This is a genomic window from Cupriavidus cauae (genome assembly GCF_026210475.1).
Classification (GTDB): Bacteria; Pseudomonadota; Gammaproteobacteria; order Burkholderiales; family Burkholderiaceae; genus Cupriavidus; species Cupriavidus cauae.
In genome coordinates, this window is the sequence record NZ_CP080293.1 from 2,754,802 (window position 1) to 2,771,030 (window position 16,229).

Annotated in this window: 13 protein-coding genes; 3 read left to right on the plus strand and 10 right to left on the minus strand. The window is 69.0% G+C overall.

The features are described 5' to 3' along the window. Positions 1-6: 6 nt before the first annotated feature. The 6 genes from KZ686_RS12345 to rpsB form a co-directional block, all read right to left on the minus strand. Positions 7-828 carry a phosphatidate cytidylyltransferase gene (locus KZ686_RS12345; RefSeq protein WP_149319029.1) on the minus strand — a complete coding sequence of 274 codons (822 nt, stop codon included), beginning with the start codon at positions 826-828 and terminating at the stop codon, positions 7-9. Positions 829-872: 44 nt separating this feature from the next. Continuing rightward, positions 873-1,643 carry an isoprenyl transferase gene (locus KZ686_RS12350; protein ID WP_149319030.1) on the minus strand — a complete coding sequence of 257 codons (771 nt, stop codon included), beginning with the start codon at positions 1,641-1,643 and terminating at the stop codon, positions 873-875. 69 nt (positions 1,644-1,712) lie between these two features. Continuing rightward, positions 1,713-2,273, minus strand: coding sequence for a ribosome recycling factor (gene frr, locus KZ686_RS12355; RefSeq protein WP_149319031.1), 561 nt, complete (start codon positions 2,271-2,273; stop codon positions 1,713-1,715). A 110-nt stretch (positions 2,274-2,383) separates the two neighbouring features. Beyond that, positions 2,384-3,094 (minus strand): UMP kinase, encoded by a 711-nt coding sequence (pyrH, locus tag KZ686_RS12360; RefSeq protein WP_006578101.1) that lies wholly within the window; start codon positions 3,092-3,094, stop codon positions 2,384-2,386. 318 nt (positions 3,095-3,412) lie between these two features. Next, complete coding sequence (tsf, locus tag KZ686_RS12365) at positions 3,413-4,291, minus strand: translation elongation factor Ts (RefSeq protein WP_064577112.1); 879 nt, start codon at positions 4,289-4,291, stop codon at positions 3,413-3,415. A gap of 300 nt (positions 4,292-4,591) precedes the next feature. Continuing rightward, positions 4,592-5,335, minus strand: a complete 744-nt coding sequence (rpsB, locus tag KZ686_RS12370) for a 30S ribosomal protein S2 (protein WP_053821659.1) — start codon at positions 5,333-5,335, stop codon at positions 4,592-4,594. Positions 5,336-5,725: 390 nt separating this feature from the next. On the opposite strand from rpsB, the gene map reads away from it, so the two are divergent. From map to KZ686_RS12385, 3 genes are all read left to right on the plus strand, one after another. After that, positions 5,726-6,544: a type I methionyl aminopeptidase gene (gene map, locus KZ686_RS12375; protein WP_265632514.1), complete on the plus strand. Its 819-nt coding sequence runs from the start codon at positions 5,726-5,728 to the stop codon at positions 6,542-6,544. A gap of 131 nt (positions 6,545-6,675) precedes the next feature. Beyond that, a complete protein-coding gene (locus KZ686_RS12380; RefSeq protein WP_265632515.1) occupies positions 6,676-9,261 on the plus strand; it encodes a [protein-PII] uridylyltransferase in 2,586 nt (861 codons plus the stop codon). A gap of 20 nt (positions 9,262-9,281) precedes the next feature. Further along, complete coding sequence (locus tag KZ686_RS12385) at positions 9,282-11,096, plus strand: pseudouridine synthase (protein ID WP_265632516.1); 1,815 nt, start codon at positions 9,282-9,284, stop codon at positions 11,094-11,096. A 137-nt stretch (positions 11,097-11,233) separates the two neighbouring features. On the opposite strand, the gene def is transcribed toward KZ686_RS12385, so the two are convergent. The 4 genes from def to KZ686_RS12405 all read right to left on the minus strand — a co-directional run bounded on the left by def (position 11,234) and on the right by KZ686_RS12405 (position 16,229). Continuing rightward, positions 11,234-11,770 (minus strand): peptide deformylase, encoded by a 537-nt coding sequence (def, locus tag KZ686_RS12390; protein ID WP_149319035.1) that lies wholly within the window; start codon positions 11,768-11,770, stop codon positions 11,234-11,236. A 132-nt stretch (positions 11,771-11,902) separates the two neighbouring features. Beyond that, a complete protein-coding gene (locus KZ686_RS12395; RefSeq protein WP_150083689.1) occupies positions 11,903-12,373 on the minus strand; it encodes a hypothetical protein in 471 nt (156 codons plus the stop codon). Positions 12,374-12,562: 189 nt separating this feature from the next. After that, positions 12,563-14,746: an NAD-dependent DNA ligase LigA gene (gene ligA, locus KZ686_RS12400; RefSeq protein ID WP_265632517.1), complete on the minus strand. Its 2,184-nt coding sequence runs from the start codon at positions 14,744-14,746 to the stop codon at positions 12,563-12,565. A 94-nt stretch (positions 14,747-14,840) separates the two neighbouring features. Then, positions 14,841-16,229 (minus strand): cell division protein ZipA C-terminal FtsZ-binding domain-containing protein, encoded by a 1,389-nt coding sequence (locus KZ686_RS12405; RefSeq protein ID WP_265633478.1) that lies wholly within the window; start codon positions 16,227-16,229, stop codon positions 14,841-14,843.

A 16,229-nucleotide genomic window follows, 5' to 3' on the forward strand; every position in this document is an offset into this window, starting at 1 on the left:
GGAAAATCAGAGATACAGGATCAGCAGCGCGGCCAGCGGCAGCACCGGCAGCAGCGCGTCGATGCGGTCGAGCACGCCGCCGTGGCCGGGCAGCAGCCGGCTGCTGTCCTTCTTGCCGACCTGCCGCTTGAGCAGCGATTCGAACAGGTCGCCCACCACGCTGGCGATCACCATCAGCGTGGTCAGCAGCGCCACCACCAGCAGGCCGTTGCGGTCGGCCACACGATCGAACCAGGTCGGCGCGAAGGCGTGGGTGGCCGCCAGCGACAGCGCCACGGCGAGCGCGAACAGCCAGCCGCCGATCGCGCCCTCCCACGACTTGCCGGGGCTGATCGACGGCGCCAGCTTGCGGCGGCCGATCGCCTTGCCGACGAAATAGGCGCCGATATCGGCGGCCCAGACCAGCGCCGCGGCCGACAGCAGCACGCCCACGCCGAGGCCGCGCAGCAGCATCGCGGCATGGCCGAAGGCGGGCAGGATCACCAGGCCGACCAGGCCGGCAACGATCGCGAAGGCCGGCGTGGCCTTGCGCACGCCGCGCGCCAGCAGCACGATGGCGACGCCCCAGGCGACCACCGCGGCCTGCATCAGCCACAGCATGGCGCCGCGCGCGGGCAGGTCATGCCAGGCGATCATCGCGACCACGCAGGCGATCGCGTAGATCCACGGGCCCGCGCCGCGCAGGCCGAGCAGGCGGCCGAATTCCCAGGCGGCCAGCGCCACGATCACCGCCATCAGGCCGGCCAGCGCCGCGGGCGGCGCCAGGAACAGGATCGGCAGGATCAGCAGCAACAGGCACAGGGCGGTGATGACACGGGTAAGAAGCATGCGCTGCGAGTCCCGGTTGGTTCGATGGCGAGCGGCCGGCCCGCTCAGGCGGTGCCGGACAGCCCGGACGGCGCCACGACCTGCGCGCTGGTGCGGCCGAAACGCCGTTCGCGCTGCCGGTACGAGGCGAACGCCTTGTCCAGTTCGGCCGCGTCGAAGTCGGGCCAGAACACGTCGGTGAAATAGAGCTCGGAATAGGCGAGCTGCCACAGCAGGAAATTGCTGATGCGCTGTTCCCCGCCGGTGCGGATGAACAGGTCTGGCTCCGGCGCGTAGGCCATCGCCAGGTGCGGCGCCAGCGTCGATTCCTCGATCGTCGAGGGGTCGAGCATCGGCTGCTGCAGCAGCATCTTGCGCACCGCCTGCAGCAGGTCCCAGCGGCCGCCGTAATTGGCGGCGATGGTCACCGTCAGGCCGGTATTGCCCGCGGTGCGGCGCTCGGCGTCGGCGATCAGCTGCTGGATGCGCGGGCTGAAGCGACTCAGATCGCCAACCACCTTCAGGCGGATATTGTTGGCGTGCATCTTCACCACCTCGCGCCGCAGCGACATCATGAACAGCCGCATCAGGAAGGTGACCTCGTCGGCCGGCCGCCGCCAGTTTTCGGAACTGAAGGCGAACAGCGTCAGGTACTTGACCCCTCGCACCGCGCACGCCTCCACCACGGTACGTACCGCATCCAGGCCGCGGCTATGGCCGGCGACCCGCGGCAGATGCCGCTGCGTGGCCCAGCGCCCGTTGCCATCCATGATGATGGCGACGTGGGCCGGTACGTAACCGGTTTCGGGGATGGCGAGTGTGGAACTGATGTGCATGGTGGTGGACGGGTCCCCGACGGCGTCGCCGCGCCAGCCCACGGCGGGACTGGCGAGCGGCGCCGCGGCTCAGACCGTCATGATCTCCTTGTCCTTCTCGGCGACCAGCTTGTCGATCTCGGCGACATAGCGGTCGGTCAGCTTCTGCACCTCGTCCTGGCCGCGACGCTCGTCGTCTTCCGAGATGCTCTTGTCCTTGACCAGCTTCTTGAACTGTTCGTTCGCGTCGCGGCGCAGATTGCGCACCGCCACCTTGGCGCTCTCGCCCTCGCCCTTGACGACCTTGGTCAGCTCCTTGCGGCGCTCCTCGGTCAGCGGCGGCATCGGCACGCGGATGACCTCGCCCATGGTGGCGGGGTTCAGGCCCAGGTCGGCGTCGCGGATGGCCTTCTCGACCGCGCCGACCATCTTCTTTTCCCACGGCTGCACGCTGATGGTGCGGGCATCGGCCAGGCCGATATTGGCGACCTGGCTGATGGGCACCGGCGAACCGTAGTATTCGACCTGGACATGGTCGAGCAGACCGGTGTGGGCACGACCCGTGCGGATCTTGGCCAGATCGGCCTTGAACGCTTCGATGGTCTTCTGCATCTTCTGCTCGGCGCTCTTCTTGATGTCGGCGACGCTCATCATAACCTCCGGAAAACTGGCTGCCATGACCCCGGCGGGCGGGGCCGAAAACGAATCATTCTACTCTGTGCCGTTGCGCGCGCCACCTCGCGGCGGCCCCGCACGGCGGCTCAAACGTGGACCAGCGTACCCTCGTCCTCGCCCAGGATCACGCGCTTGAGCGCGCCCGGCTTGACGATCGAGAACACCTTGATCGGCAGCTTCTGGTCGCGGCACAGCGCGAAGGCGGTGGCGTCCATCACCTGCAGATTGCGGGAGATCGCCTCGTCGAAGCTGATCGTGGTGTAGCGCGTGGCGCTGGGATCCTTCTTCGGATCGGCGGTATAGACGCCGTCGACCTTGGTGGCCTTGAGCACCACCTCGGCGCCGATCTCGGAGCCGCGCAGCGCGGCCGCGGTATCGGTGGTGAAGAACGGGTTGCCGGTGCCGGCGGCGAAGATCACCACCTTGCCCTCTTCCAGCTGGCGGATCGCGCGGGGGCGGATATAGGGCTCCACCACCTGGTCCATGCGCAGCGCCGATTGGACCCGGCCCTCGATATTGGCGTGCCGCATCGCGTCCTGCAGCGCCAGCGCGTTCATCATCGTGGCCAGCATGCCCATGTAGTCGGCGGTCGCGCGGTCCATGCCGGCGGCGCCGCCGGCGACGCCGCGGAAGATGTTGCCGCCGCCGATCACCACTGCCACCTGCACGCCGAGCTTCACGATCTCGGCAATATCATTGACCATGCCTTCGATCGTGGACCGGTTGATGCCGAAGGCATCGTCGCCCATCAGGGCCTCACCGGACAGTTTCAGAAGGACGCGCTTGTAGGCTGGCATATTCACCCTCGGGCTGGTTCGAGTCTTCGATCTGGGCCTTGCCCCGGAGGGCGGATGCCGCCGGGACCAAGCCGGCTTTCCCCGTGGCCCGGGCGCGTCGGCAGGCCCGAAGGGGCGATGCCAGTCAAAACGGGCGACGGCGAAAACGGGCTCCGCGGCCGGCTTCGAGACCGACGCGCTGGACGCATGCGCCGGCCGTTCGGGCGGCACGCGCCATTGTTCTCTCTTCTTGTGCCGAGGGGCACCTCGCGGTGCCCCTCGGGATTATACGGCGGGCCGTCATGGCGCCAGACCGGCGCCTGCCTCCCGCCCGGGATATCAGCCCTTCTGCGCGGCGGCGACCTGCGCGGCCACTTCGGCAGCGAAGTCGTCCTGGCGCTTCTCGATGCCCTCGCCGACCACGTACAGCGTGAAGCCCTTGACCGTGGTGTTGGCGGCCTTGAGCATCTGTTCGACGGTCTGCTTGTCGTTCTTCACGAACGGCTGGTTCAGCAGCGAGACTTCCTTCAGGTACTTCTGCACCGAGCCTTCCACCATCTTGGCGGTGATCTCGGCCGGCTTGCCCGACTCTGCAGCCTTCTGCTCGGCGATGCTGCGCTCCTTGGCGATCAGATCGGCCGGCACGTCGGCCGACGACAGCGCCACCGGCTTCATCGCGGCGATGTGCATGGCGACGTCCTTGGCGGCGACTTCATCGCCGTCGAACTCGACCATCACGCCGATACGGGTGCCGTGCAGGTACGAGACCAGCTTGCCGCCGCCGGCATAGCGGGCGAAACGGCGGATCGTCATGTTCTCGCCGATCTTGCCGATCAGCGCCGCACGGACCTGGTCGACGGTCTGGCCGTCCAGCGGCAGCGCCGACAGCGCGGCCACGTCGGCCGGGTTCTGCTTGGCGACCAGCTCGGCGACCTTGGCCGAGAAGCCCAGGAAGTCGTCGTTCTTCGAGACGAAATCGGTCTCGCAGTTCAGTTCGACCAGCGCACCGGTGGTGCCGTCGATGAAGGCAGCGACCACGCCTTCGGCAGTCACGCGCGAAGCGGCCTTGCTGGCCTTGTTGCCCAGCTTGACGCGCAGCAGCTCCTCGGCCTTGGCCAGGTCGCCGTCGGCCTCGGTCAGGGCCTTCTTGCACTCCATCATCGGCGCGTCGGTCTTCGCGCGCAGTTCAGCCACCATGCTTGCGGTAATTGCCGCCATTTGTCACTCCTTGATTGGTTCACGCCCCGCCCATTCCGCCGGAACTGGAAGTCCCGCGCCGCGGCCGGCCGCGTGGTGTTCAAAGACTCACCCGCCGTGATCGTAGCCACGCCGGATGACAATCATTCCTGTCTGCTTGCTGCTTGCTGCCCGTTGCCGGGCTTGCGCGCGGACCGCGCGCATTCAAAAAAGGGGGCGTACCATGTCGCCCCCTTTTCTGGTGGTCGCGCGGCCGACGATGCCGCCGCGCGCCACGGGTCCGTCAGGGCCGTCCGGGCCTTCAGGCTTTCAGGCCCGACCTCAGGCTTCCTCGACTTCGACGAAGTCGTCGCTGCCGCGGACCGCCTCGACCACGTCCTGCACCGCGTTGGCGCGGCCTTCCAGGATCGCGTCGGCAACGCCGCGCACGTACAGCGCAACCGCCTTGCTCGAGTCGTCGTTACCCGGGATCACGTAGTCGATGCCGTCCGGCGAGTGGTTGGTATCGACCACGCCGATCACCGGAATGCCCAGCTTGTTGGCTTCGGTCACGGCAATCTTGTGGTAGCCGACGTCGACCACGAAGATCGCGTCAGGAATGCCGCCCATGTCCTTGATGCCGCCGATCGACTTCTCGAGCTTTTCCATCTCGCGCTCGAACATCAGCGCTTCCTTCTTGCTCATGGTGTCCAGCGCGCCGGCTTCCTTGGCGGCTTCCATGTCCTTCAGGCGCTTGATCGAGGTCTTGACCGTCTTGAAGTTGGTCAGCATGCCGCCGAGCCAGCGGGCGTCGACGTAGGGCATGCCGGCACGGCCAGCTTCCTCGGCCAGGATCTCGCGCGATTGGCGCTTGGTGCCGACGAACAGGATGGTGCCGCGATTCGCTGCCAGCTGACGCACATACTTCAGCGCGTCCTGGAACATCGGCAGCGTCTTTTCCAGGTTGATGATGTGGATCTTGTTGCGATGGCCGAAGATGAACGGGGCCATCTTGGGGTTCCAGAAGCGGGTCTGGTGGCCGAAGTGGCAACCGGCTTCCAGCATTTCACGCATGGTGACGGACATTGAATTCTCCAAAAGGGTTCGGTCTGAAGTCCGCCCCGACATTCCTGAACAGGAACACCCCGGATGGGCGGACTCGCGATTTCGCGGGATTGGCATGCTGCGCCTTCCCGCACCCGCCCGGACCGCCATCGCGCATTGCCGAAATCCCTAACATTAGGACTCCGTGAAGCGAGGCGAAGCCAAGCGAGCCCGCGATTGTAGCAACATCCCGGCCATCGCTCAAGCCCGCACGACGTCGCCGATCCCAGGAGGCACCGTCACGGTGCGGCGCCGGCTTCTCGCCGCCGCGGGGTGCGGCGGGCCCCCGATGGTGCGATAATCCCGGTTTGACAATCCAGAAACGGGCGCCAACCCCACTTGGCGCCCGTGACACTTTTTCCGCGTCGCAGCATGAGCATCCATTTGAAGACCGCCGAAGACATCGCCCAGATGCGCGTCGCCTGCCGGCTGGCCAGTGAAGTCCTCGACTACATCACGCCGTTCGTGAAGCCCGGCGTCACCACCGGCGAACTCGACCGCCTGTGCCACGCCTATATGCGTGACGTACAAGGCACGGTGCCTGCGCCGCTGAACTATGCGCCTCCGGGCTATCCGCCCTTCCCCGGCGCGATCTGCACCTCGGTCAACGACGTGATCTGCCACGGCATCCCGGGCGATCGCGTGCTGAAGAACGGCGACGCGGTGAACCTGGACATCACGGTGATCACCAAGGAAGGCTATTACGGCGACACCAGCCGGATGTTCATCGTCGGCGAGGGCTCGATCCTGGCCAAGCGCCTGACCCAGGTGACCTTCGAATGCATGTGGAAGGGCATCGCCCAGGTGCGCCCTGGCGCGAAGCTCGGCGATATCGGCCACGTGATCCAGCAGCACGCCGAGGCGGCCGGCTACAGCGTGGTGCGCGAATACTGCGGCCACGGCATCGGCAAGAACTTCCACGAGGACCCGCAGATCCTGCACTACGGCCGCCCGGGCACCGGCATGGAGCTGCAGGCCGGCATGATCTTCACGATCGAGCCGATGATCAACGCCGGCAAGCGCGACATCCGCACGATGCCCGACCAGTGGACGGTCAAGACGCGCGACCGCAGCCTGTCGGCGCAATGGGAACACACCGTGCTGGTGACCGACACCGGCTACGAGGTGCTGACCGTCTCGGCCGGCACGCAGGCGCCGCCCGCCTTCATCACCGACACGCTCGCGGCCTGATTGCAGGGGGCGCCGGGAGGCGCCCCTGTCGTTTGGGTCGCGCCGATTCGCCGTTCACCGACATACGTCGCCACCGCCCTCGCCGCCACCTGCGCCCTCCTTCACCCATGTCGACCCAACCCGTCCCAGCCATGGATTCCTCTCCGGAACTGCTGCTCGCCACGCGCGTGCGCGACCGGCTCAAGGCCGGCAAGCAGGCGCTGTTCGACGCCTTCACCGGCGGCGGCCAGGTCGGCACGCTGCTGACGCGGCTGCGCCAGGCGGTCGACCAGGCGCTGGTCGAATGCTGGCGCGGCCTCGGGCTGCCGGCCGGGATGGCGCTGGTGGCCGTGGGCGGCTATGGCCGCGGCGAGCTGTTTCCGCATTCGGACGTCGACGTGCTGCTGCTGTTGCCGGCCGAGCCGGACGCCGACACCGTCGGCCGCATGGAGAAGTTCATCGGCCTGTGCTGGGACCTGGGACTGGAAATCGGGTCGTCGGTACGCACGGTCGACGATTGCCTGCGCGAGGCGCGCGCCGACGTGACCATCCGCACCGCGCTGCTCGAGGCCCGGCTGGTGACGGGCAACCGCACGCTGTTCGCCGAGCTGCAGGCGCGCTATCGCGCCGAGCTGGACCCGCGCGCCTTCTTCCAGGCCAAGCTGCTCGAACTGCGCCAGCGCCACGCCAAGTACCAGGACACGCCCTACGCGCTCGAGCCGAACTGCAAGGAAAGCCCGGGCGGCCTGCGCGACCTGCAGGTGATCCTGTGGATGACGCAGGCGGCGGGCTACGGCGACAGCTGGAAGGAGCTGCGCGACAAGGGCCTGCTGACCGAGCGCGAGGCGCAGGAACTGACGCGCAACGAGCGCCTGCTCAAGACCATCCGCGCCCGCCTGCACCTGCTGGCCGGACGCCGCCAGGACGTGCTGGTGTTCGACCTGCAGACCGCGCTGGCCGAGGCCTTCGGCTATCGGCAGAACGCCAACAAGCGCGCCAGCGAGCAGCTGATGCGGCGCTACTACTGGGCCGCCAAGGCGGTGACCCAGCTCAACAGCGTGCTGCTGCTCAATATCGAGGCGATGCTGTTCCCCAGCGAGTCGAAGGTCACGCGCGTGCTCAACGAGCGTTTCGTCGAGCGCCAGGGCATGCTGGAAATCACCAGCGACGACCTGTACGAACGCAATCCGCACGCGATCCTCGAAACGTTCCTGCTGTACGAGCGCACGCCGGGCGTCAAGGGCCTGTCGCCGCGCACGCTGCGCGGGCTGTACAACGCGCGCACCGTGATGGACGCGCGCTGGCGCAACGATCCGGTCAACCGCCAGCAGTTCCTGGCGATCATCCAGGAGCCCCAGGGCATCACGCACGCGCTGCGGCTGATGAACCAGACCAGCGTGCTCGGCCGCTACCTGATCAACTTCCGGCGCATCGTCGGCCAGATGCAGCACGACCTGTTCCACGTCTATACCGTGGACCAGCACATCCTGATGGTCGTGCGCAACATGCGGCGGTTCGCCATCGTCGAGCACACCCACGAGTTCCCGTTCTGCAGCCAGCTGATGGCGAACTTCGACAAGCCGTGGGTGCTATGGCTGGCGGCGCTGTTCCACGATATCGCCAAAGGCCGCGGCGGCGACCACTCCAAGCTCGGCACCGCCGATGCGCGCCGCTTCTGCCGCCAGCACGGCATCGCGCGCGAGGACGCCAACCTGATCGCCTGGCTGGTCGAGCATCACCTGACCATGAGCCATGTCGCGCAGAAGCAGGACATGACCGACCCCGAGGTGGTCCATGCCTTCGCCCGCGTGGTCGGCAACGAACGCTATCTGACCGCGCTGTATCTGCTGACGGTGGCCGATATCCGCGGCACCAGTCCCAAGGTCTGGAACGCGTGGAAGGGCAAGCTGCTGGAGGACCTGTACCGCATCACGCTGCGCGTGCTCGGCGGCGCGCGCGTCGATCCGCATTCGCTGTGGGCGCAGCGGCGCGAGGAAACCATCGCCGCACTGCGGCTGCAGGCCTTCGACCCGGCCCGCGCCGAGGCGCTGTGGGAACGGCTGGACGTGGCCTTCTTCCTGCGCCACGACGCGCGCGACATCGCCTGGCTGACGCGCCATCTGGCCGACCGTGTCGACAGCGAGCAGCCGGTGGTCAAGGCGCGCGTGTCGCCCGCCGGCGAGGGGCTGCAGGTGGCGGTCTACGCCAAGGACCAGCCCGACCTGTTCGCACGCATCTGCGGCTACTTCGAGCGCAAGGGCTTCTCGATCCAGGAGGCGAAGATCCATACCACGCGGCATGGCTACGCGCTGGATACCTTCCAGGTGTTCGATCCAGGCGTCGTCGGCGGCGGGCGCGAGACGTACCGCGACATCATCGCGCTGGTCGAGCACGAGCTGTGCGAGCGGCTGGCGCAGCAGGCGCCGCTGCCGGAACCGTCGCAGGGCCGGCTGTCGCGCCAGTCGCGCAGCTTCCCGATCAAGCCGCGCGTCGATCTGCGGCCCGACGAGCGCGGCCAGTACTTCCTGCTCGAACTGTCTGCCAACGACCGCACCGGCCTGCTGTACGCGATCGCCCGCGTGCTGGGCCGCCACCATATCTCCGTGCATACCGCACGCATCAACACGCTGGGGGAACGGGTCGAGGACATGTTCCTCGTCGACGGCAGCCGACTCGCCGCCGACAACCGGCTCGAAATCCAGCTTGAACAGGACCTGCTCGCGGCGCTCGAAATCTGAGCCGCGACACCATTGAAACCATGAGCGATCAACCCTCCCCCAAGCGCAAGACCTTGGGACTGAAGTCCGCGGCCGCCAGTCCCGCGCGCAAGAGCGGCGCCACCCGGCCGGTACGCGTATCCGATCTGAACCGGCGCCGCGTCCAGACGGTGGCCGAAGGCGTGCGCGCCGCGCAGCAACGCGCCGACGTCACTGGCAAGCCGCGCAAACCAGGCGGCGCCCGCCCGGCGCCGGAAGGACGCGGCCTGCGTCGGCCAAGCAGCGACGAGCGCGGACCGCGCCGTTTCGGCACCGAGGAACGCGGGCCGCGTCGTTTCGGCGACGAAGCGCGCGAACGGCCGGCGCGCTGGGGCGAGCGCAGCGAGCGAGGGGAACGCGGCGAACGTACCGAGCGCCCACAGCGCTTCGAGCGCGGGGAGCGCGGCGAGCGCACCGAGCGGCCGCCGCGTTTCGAGCGCGGCGAACGTACCGAGCGCCCACAGCGCTTCGAGCGCGGCCCGCGTACCGAAGGCCCGCAGCGCTTCGATCGTGGCGAGCGCACCGAGCGGCCGGCGCGCTTCGAGCGCGGTGAGCGCACCGAACGCAGCGGCGGTCCGGGCACCGCCCCGCGCCGCGAGTTCGGTGCCGATCGCGGCGAGCGCGATCCACGTGGCCGCCCGACCGAGCGTGGCGAACGCACCGACCGCGGCGCGCGCCCCGGCGCCGGGCCGCGTCGCGAATTCGCGGGCGATCGCAGTGAGCGCGGCGAGCGCGGTCAGCGCCCCCGTCCGACCGAGCGCGGTCAGCGCCCCCGTCCGACCGAGCGCGGCGATCGTCCGCCGCGCCCGGCATCGGCCGAATCGCGCGATCGTCCCCGCCGTCCGCAGGCGGAAGCCGGCGACATGCGCCCGGCCCGCTCCGGCTTCGGCGCCGGCACCGGCCGCGCGCCCAAACCGGGCGGCGCCCGCGCGCGCAGCAACGTGCCGCACGCCGCGGCATACGACGCACCGCGCGCCACCCCCACCCGCAGCCCGGCCCGCCCGCCGTCGAACGCCCATGCCGCCGGCGCGGCGCACGAGTCCGACGGCCTGGTGCGCCTGTCCAAGCGGATGTCAGAGCTGGGCCTGTGCTCGCGCCGCGAGGCCGACGAATGGATTCCGCGCGGCTGGGTGCTGGTCGACGGCAAGCCCGTGACCGAGCTGGGCACGCGCATCCGCCCGGACGCGACCATCGAGATCCAGCAGGCCGCCCGCTCCGAGCAAGGCGAGCGCGTCACGGTGCTGCTGCACAAGCCGGTCGGCTATGTGTCCGGCCAGGCCGAGGAAGGCTATCAGCCGGCGGCCGCGCTGTTCACCGCCGAGAACCAGTGGGAAAACGATCCGACCCGCAAGCGCTTTGCGCCCTGGCAGCACAAGGGCCTGGCACCGGCCGGACGCCTCGATATCGATTCCACGGGCCTGCTGGTGCTGACGCAGGACGGCCGCATCGCCCGCCAACTGATCGGCGAGGACTCGAACATCGAGAAGGAATACCTGGTGCGGGTGGTCTGGGAGGATGCGCCCGACGGCCCGGTCGAGCGCAATGTGTCGGCCGTGTTCCCCGCCGAGCGGCTCGACAAGCTGCGCCACGGCCTGTCGCTCGACGGCGAGCCGCTCAAGCCCGCCAAGGTCAGCTGGCAGAACGAGGAACAGCTGCGCTTCGTGCTGCGCGAAGGGAAGAAACGGCAGATCCGCCGGATGTGCGAGCAGGTCGGCCTGAAGGTTGTCGGACTCAAACGCGTCCGCATGGGCCGCATCGTGCTGGGCGACCTGCCGGTCGGCCAGTGGCGCTTCCTGGGGCCGTTCGAGAAGTTCTGAGGCGCGCTGCCGGGACCGGCGCACCGCGCGGTCCCGGCTCCATCCCAATTTGCTATCGCTTGTTGCGTATCGCCGGGGGGCCGACGGGCCAAGGGCCGACGGCCGAGGGCCGAGGGCCGGAGCTACGGCCCGGGGCCTCAGTCGTCCGACTGTACCCCGTTCAACTCGGGAAACAGCACCTCGGTAAAACCGAACTTGCTGAAGTCCTTGACCCGCATCGGGTACAGGATGCCGCGCAGATGGTCGCACTCGTGCTGCACCACGCGCGCATGGAAGCCCTCGGCGACGCGCTCGATGCGCTGTCCCATCAGGTCGAAGCCGGTATAGCGCAGGCTGGTATGGCGCGGCACCATGCCGCGCAGCCCGGGCACCGACAGGCAGCCCTCCCAGCCGTCCTCCATCTCGTCGGACAGCGGCGTCAGCTCCGGATTGATCAGCACGGTCTTGGGCACCTGCGGCGCATCGGGGTAGCGCGGGTTGCGCTCGAAGCCGAAGATCACCACCTGCAGGTCGACGCCGATCTGCGGCGCGGCCAGCCCGGCGCCGTTGGCGTGGTCCATCGTGTCGAACATGTCCTCGATCAGCGTGCGCAGTTCGGGGGTATTGAAGCGCTGGACCGGGCGCGCGACCTGCAGCAGCCGGGGGTCGCCCATTTTCAGAATGTCGCGAATCATTGCTCGTCCTCTGCTCGGGCAGCCGGGCGCGATGTTGGCTGCCGCATGCGGCGGGTCTCCGCCGAAATTCCGTCGATTATAGCCAGCGCCTCCGGGCGCGGCCGGCGTCCGCGCCCGCGTCGGAATCCGCACTCACGCCGCAAAGATCCTGTCCACGTCGACATGGATCGAACGCAGGCGCTCGAGCGGCACATGGGGTGCCAGATAGCGCAGCATCGCCTGTGCGCGCGATTCCAGCATCGGGCAGCCGAATGTCCACTGCTTGTCGCCGTCCCACATGTCCAGCAGCGGCGCAAACAGGTTCGCGACGACCTGGCGGATGCGGTCCATCCACGAGGCCTGCGATGGCGCGGATGAGACCCGGCACACCAGCCGTCCGGCGGGCCGCTCGACGCTGCCCTTGTGGGCCTTGAGGCCTTGCAGGATGCCCGCGTCCGTGTCGGCGACATACTCGAGCCGGAAATGCTGCCCGCGAAACACGAAGTCCTGCTGGTGCCGCTGCGCCGGCTGGCGCTGGAAGCCTTCGCGCAGCCCCTCGAGCTTGACGCGGACGGCGACCCAATCCTGGCATGGCGTATGGTGTGCGGCGGCGATCGAACCCATGGGGACTCCTTGTCGTGAGGAACACGTGATGGAAGAACCCGGCGAGGTTAATCGCGCGGCAGTGGCCGCATCTTTCGCATTCGGCGCTGCACCTTTGCTTTGGCGAGCCGCGATCGGCCGTCTCACTGGACAGCGTCGCTGGACATCGTCGCCACCGGACAGCGACAGGGACCGCGGTCCCTGCCCCTGTCAGCGTCCCGCCGCGCCGTGCTCCTCGAGCAGCGCCATCATGCCGGCCTCGTCCAGCACCGGCACGCCCAGTTCCTGCGCCTTGGCGAGCTTGCTGCCCGCCTCCTCGCCGGCCACCACGTAGTCGGTCTTCTTCGACACCGAGCCCGCCACCTTGGCGCCGGCCGCCTCCAGCATCTCCTTGGCCGCCTCGCGCGACAGCGTCGGCAAGGTGCCCGTCAGCACGAAGGTCTTGCCCGCCAGCGGCGCCGGCGCGCGCGCGGCGGGCTCGCTCTCGGGCCAGTGCACGCCGGCGGCGCGCAGCTGCTCGATGACCTCGACGTTGTGCGCCTCGGCAAAGAAATGCGCGATCGACTGCGCGACCACCGGGCCGACGTCGTTGACCTCAAGCAGCGCGGCCTCGTCGGCCGCCATCAGTCCGTCGAGCTTGCCGAAATGCCGCGCCAGATCCTTGGCGGTCGCCTCGCCGACATGGCGGATGCCCAGCGCGAAGATGAAGCGGTTCAGCGTGGTGGCGCGCGACGCGTCGATCGCGGCCACCAGATTGCCGGCCGACTTGTCGGCCATGCGGTCCAGCGCCGCGAGCTTGGCCACGCCGAGCTTGTACAGGTCGGCCGGCGTGCGCACGATGCCCTGCTCCACCAGCTGGTCGACCACCTTCTCGCCGAGCCCTTCGATATCCATCGCGCGGCGCTGGGCGAAATGCAGCAGCGCCTGCTTGCGCTGCGCGGCGCAGATCAGCCCGCCGGTGCAGCGCGCGATCGCCTCGTCCTCCAGCCGCTCGATATGCGAGCCGCACACGGGGCAAGCGGTCGGCATCGTGAAGGGCCGCGCATCGGCGGGCCGGCGCTCCGGCACCACGGCGACGACTTCCGGAATCACGTCGCCGGCGCGGCGCACGATCACGGTGTCGCCGATATGCACGTCCTTGCGGCGGATCTCGTCCTCGTTGTGCAGCGTGGCATTGGTCACCGTGACGCCGCCGACGAACACCGGCGCCAGCCGCGCCACCGGGGTGATCGCGCCGGTGCGGCCGACCTGGACCTCGATGTCCTCGACCACGGTGGTCATTTCCTGCGCGGGGAACTTGTGCGCCAGCGCGAAGCGCGGCGCGCGCGAGACGAAGCCCAGGCGTTCCTGCTCCTCGACCGCATTGACCTTGTAGACCACGCCGTCGATGTCATAGGGCAGGCTGTCGCGCTTCCTGCCGACGCCGCGATAGAAGTCGAGCAGCCCCTGCGCGCCCTTGACCACGGCGCGCTCGGCGCAGACCGGCAGGCCGAGCGCCGCGAAGCGTTCCAGCAGCGCATCGTGGGTGGCCGGGCGCGGCTCGCCGTCCAGCTCGCCAAGCCCGTAGGCAAAGAACGACAGCGGACGGCGCGCGGTGATGCGCGGATCGAGCTGGCGCAGGCTGCCGGCCGCGGCGTTGCGCGGATTGACGAAGGTCTTCTCGCCGGCCTCGGCCTGGCGTGCATTGAGCCGGTCGAAATCGCGCCGGTACATGAAGACCTCGCCGCGCACCTCGATCACCGCGGGCGCGCCGGCCTTCAGCTTCAGCGGAATCGCCTTGATCGTGCGCACATTGGCGGTCACGTCCTCGCCGGTCTCGCCATCGCCGCGCGTGGCGGCCTGCACCAGCCGGCCGTTCTCGTAGCGCAGCGACATCGCCAGCCCGTCGAACTTGAGCTCGCAGGCATATTCGACCGCATCGGCGGCCGAGAACAGGTCGGCGGCGCCCTCGGCGGCCACGGTGCGGCCCAGGCCCTGCGCGCAGCGGCGATCGAAGCCGATCACGTCGTCGTCGTCGAAGGCGTTGTTCAGCGACAGCATCGGCAGCCGGTGCCGCACCGTCGCGAACGCCGTCAGTGGCTGGCCGCCGACGCGCTGGGTCGGCGATTCCGGCGTCAACAGCTCGGGATGCGCGGCCTCGAGTTCCTGCAGTTCGCGGAACAGCGCGTCGTACTCGGCGTCCGGAATGGTCGGCGCGTCGAGCACGTAATACTGGTAGTTGTGGTGCTCGATCTGCTCGCGCAGCCAGTCGGCACGCGCGGCCGGGGCGTCGGGCTTGTCGGCGGAATTGTCCGGCCGGGCGGCATTGGCGGCATTGGCGGCGTCGGCTGCATCGGCCGCGGCAGGCCGCGGCGCATCAGCCGAAGTGGGAGCGCCGTGTTTCTTTGCTGGCATGAGGCGTGAGCGGTACGAAAAAGCGGGCGGCGAAGGTGGCGGCGAAGGTGGGCGGCGAAAGGCGGACGGCGAAAAACCGGTGCCGGTCCGCGCGTCAGCTGCTGAACAGGCGCAATGCCACCGGCGAGCCGGCCGGCATGCCGCGCGCCTCGAGCTTGTCGTACAGCGCCTGCAGCTGCTGGAAGATGGCGACGAAGGACGTCTCGGTCAGCGGCCGATGATTGTCGTCGACCAGTCGCGCGCCCATCCGCTGCGCCAGGCTGTCGCCGTACTCGCACATGGTCTTCAGCGGCTTGACGGCCTGGGATGCCTGCGGCACGTCCAGCAGCAGCGTGATCTGGCTGCCCGCCTTGACCGTCAGATCGTCGCGCAGGAAGTTGGTATCGCCGAACTGCAGCGTGAACAGCGCGCGCTGGATGCCGTCGGGACCGGCCTGGTAGCGGGTGAAGCGGGTGCCGTCGCGCGACAGCACCAGGCCGTCCTGGGTGGCGACGTTCTGCACATAGGCGGCCGACCAGGGCGCGCCATCGGACACCACGTTGACGCCCAGCTGCACGTCGCAGGCGGCGGCGAAGCCGTCGAGCTCGCGCGCATTGGCGACGGTCTCGCTCATGTCGGGCAGTTCGGCCGATGCGTCGAGCGATTCGGCCAGGGCCTCGACCGCGTTGACGAACTCGGAGAACTCCAGCGCATTCAGCGGACCGCCGCGATTGGCCAGCTGCACCGCCACCTGCAGGTCCTCGTACTGGTGACCGGCGGTCACCGGCTCCCAGGCGTTGGCCGGTTCGTACAGGCCCTCGATATGGACCTGCTTGGTGCCGGCGCGGCGCAGGCGCCCGGTCAGCGGCAGGATGCGGTCGCCGGAGGCCTTGCGCTCCAGATGCAGCGGCACGATGCAGTCGATCAGCGGATCGATCACCGCGGGCCGGGGCTGGCCGTCGGCCACGATGGGCTCGGCGACGGGTTCGGGCCGCGGCGCCGCTGGCGGTGCCGACTGGGATGCGGACTGGGATGCGGACTGGGATGCGGACGGCGCGGCGGACGAAGATGCGGGCGCTTGCGCCGGCGTCTTGCCGGCGTCGGCGTCGGCGCCGTGGGCGTTGCCCGGGGCCACGGTGCGGGCGGACGGCGCGCTGCGCGCGAGGCCGTCGGCGACCTCCTCGGCCAGCAGCTCGTCGGCATCGGCGCTGCCGGACACCAGCGGCGAGGCGGCCTGCGCCGCCTGCGCGTCGTCATCGAGCGGCGGCACCACCAGCGTCGGCTCCTTGCGCTGGATCGTTTCGGGACGCGGCGGCTCGTGCAGCTTGGCACTGACCTCGGGCTTGATTTCCTCGCCCACCACCGGCTCGCGCATCGGCGGCAGGTCGTCCTCGGGTTGCAGCGCGCGCGGCCGGCGCGACTTGCGGATCTGCCATTGGTTGTAGGCCACTACCAGCAGCAGCAGCACGATGCCGGCGACGACCAGCGCGGTTTGCAGGTCCAT